1 protein-coding gene and 1 pseudogene are annotated in these 1,219 nt (G+C 44.3%); one reads left to right on the forward strand and one right to left on the reverse strand.

The window, feature by feature from the left end:
* Nucleotides 1–146: 146 nt before the first annotated feature.
* Nucleotides 147–818, reverse strand: coding sequence for a 7-carboxy-7-deazaguanine synthase QueE (gene queE, locus OQV04_RS24725; protein ID WP_001199973.1), 672 nt, complete (start codon nt 816–818; stop codon nt 147–149).
* 172 nt (nt 819–990) lie between these two features.
* On the opposite strand from queE, the pseudogene OQV04_RS24730 reads away from it, so the two are divergent.
* Nucleotides 991–1,143: pseudogene (locus tag OQV04_RS24730) on the forward strand (LemA family protein); the annotation flags it as partial.
* Between the last annotated feature and the right edge of the window lie 76 nt (nt 1,144–1,219).

The raw sequence follows: 1,219 nt of genomic DNA on the forward strand, positions 1-1,219 counted from the left end.
GAAAAATTAACGCCACAGAATTTGTAGAGAATGATAATGATTAGTTCAGGATGGGCAAAATGGAGGTTTTTCAGAGACGACAAAGAATATAAATGAGTAGAAGTCTTTACAGGTTCCACCCATTTATAACGCTTATAAATGTTTAATCAGGCAATATTTAAATATTTATGGGTTTGCATCGACAAACGCCAATTACGCGCAATGCAGGTTTCAATGCACAAACGTGTGGCATCATCCTTTTGGCTAATCGGCTGCAGTGCAATGACTCGCGGTTTATCATCGGTCAGCGTCGCCAAAAGTTCATCCAGTGCTTCAATATCACGTACGCGTCCCACTGGATGCTTGATTTCGTTGGCTCGCTCCAGTGCCTGTGACAACACTTCATAGCCGCCGCGCATGTTCAGCTTTGGCGATACGGTAACCCAGGTATTCGGTGTACAGCGTACTTCATGAGTACCACTGGTTTCGATCTGGCAGCTAAAACCGTTCTTTTCGAGCAGGTCAGTCAGTGGTAGCAAATCATGAATGCAAGGCTCACCACCCGTAATCACCACATGCCGCGCGGTGTATCCCTGGCGACCAATGACAGCCAGCAAGTCTTCACTGCTCGCCGCCCCCCACTTATCACTCTCTTTGGTCTTCGCCAGAATGCTGAAAAGGGAGACTTCCCGATCCTCAAGCTTTTCCCAGGTGTGTTTGGTGTCGCACCAGGCACAGCCAACCGGGCATCCCTGTAAACGAATAAAAATGGCGGGGACGCCGGTAAAGTAACCCTCACCTTGCAGGGTCTGGAACATCTCGTTAATCGGGTACTGCATAGCATTCTCTGTGAAGTGGATAATTGTTAATTATTGCAGATCCTGCCGCAACAATCATGTCTTATTAACATTCTGTTACAGGCAGGTTTAAGGCAAAAAGTGCATTAGATCATAAAGAATAAAATGAAGCGGCGTATTATGTTTTAAGGAATTAATGAAAAAGGATTTAAACATGCTCAGGATATTCATCGTAATTATATTTATTTTCAATTTATCAGGCTGTGGATATAACGATATTCAAACCTATGATGAGCAGGTTAACGCCTCCTGGTCTGAGGTATTAAATCAATATCAACGTCGCGCCGATCTTATTCCTAATCTTGTCGGGTGATGCTGCCAACTTACTGATTTAGTGTATGATGGTGTTTTTGAGGTGCTCCAGTGGCTTCTGTTTCTATCAG

The sequence above is a fragment of the Escherichia sp. Lx600-2 genome (assembly GCF_036662595.1).
GTDB classification, from domain to species: domain Bacteria; phylum Pseudomonadota; class Gammaproteobacteria; order Enterobacterales; family Enterobacteriaceae; genus Escherichia; species Escherichia coli.

Coding starts and splice junctions, on each gene's coding strand:
- queE (WP_001199973.1), bottom strand. CDS start 818: ATGCAGTACCCGATTAACGAGATGTTCCAGACCCTGCAAGGTGAGGGT.